Below are 938 nucleotides of genomic sequence, written 5' to 3' on the forward strand. Positions count from 1 at the left end.
TTCATCCGCTCATTGCTACCTCGCTGCCACGGCGAATGCGGATCGGCGAAAAACACCTGGATATTCTCCGCGACAGAAAACTCCGTGTGTTTGGCAAACTCCACTCCCTGATCCCAGGTCAACGTCGAAATCGTGGTGTCCATCGACTCTTTGAGCCGACGAATCATCCGTACCATCACCTCATTGACACTGGCGGCAGTATGGTCAGTGCCGAGTCTGCCGAGCAGCACAAACCTGCTGCGGCGTTCCACCAACGTCGCTAAAGCACTGGTGCCATCTGCGCCAATAATCAAATCGCCTTCCCAATGACCGGGTACCGCACGATCATTGGCTTCGGCTGGGCGAAGTGAAATATTGGCATCATGAGTCCAGCGTTTTCCACGTGGCTTGGGCACCCCGGCTAAAAGCGAGCGGGGTTTACGCCCTGGCCGGGTAGTCCGGCAGGACTTTTCAAACACAAGTTCTTTGCGCAAGCTGCCTGCCCCTTGTACGTAAAGGGCCTGGTAAATCGACTCGTGGCTAATAGTCATGGACGTATTATCACCCCACAGTGCAGCCAACCTGCCACTGGCCTGACGCGGCGAGGCGCCACGGTTGAGCAGATTGACAACCTGGGCGCGCAAAAATCGATTGTCATCGAGTTTGCGCGGCTTTGGACGAGCAAGACGCCCGCGGCTGGCCTGATCAGCGTGATAGGCATCGTAGATACCATCGACGCTGTTGCGTGCGATTTCACGACTGATAGTGGATTGACTACGACAGACTATCTGGGCGATACGCCGGTGCGAATGACCTGCCCGCAGGCAATCGGCAATAATTAAGCGTTCCGCCAGCCCTAGCCGCCGACCAGTACCAACACGAGATACATCACCAGGTGTTATCCGACTGCGGGTATTCATAGTGGTCAATCTAGCCCGCCGGTTATACACCGTGGTTGT

Annotated in this window: 1 protein-coding gene; it reads right to left on the bottom strand. The window is 56.0% G+C overall.

The genetic code is table 11. The features are described 5' to 3' along the window. Positions 1-899 (bottom strand): IS30 family transposase (locus QP981_RS11160; protein ID WP_284858023.1); only part of this gene is annotated, 899 nt, incomplete at its 3' end. Positions 900-938: the final 39 nt, after the last annotated feature.

The sequence above is a fragment of the Corynebacterium sp. MSK047 genome, assembly GCF_030232285.1.
GTDB lineage: Bacteria > Actinomycetota > Actinomycetes > Mycobacteriales > Mycobacteriaceae > Corynebacterium > Corynebacterium jeikeium_D.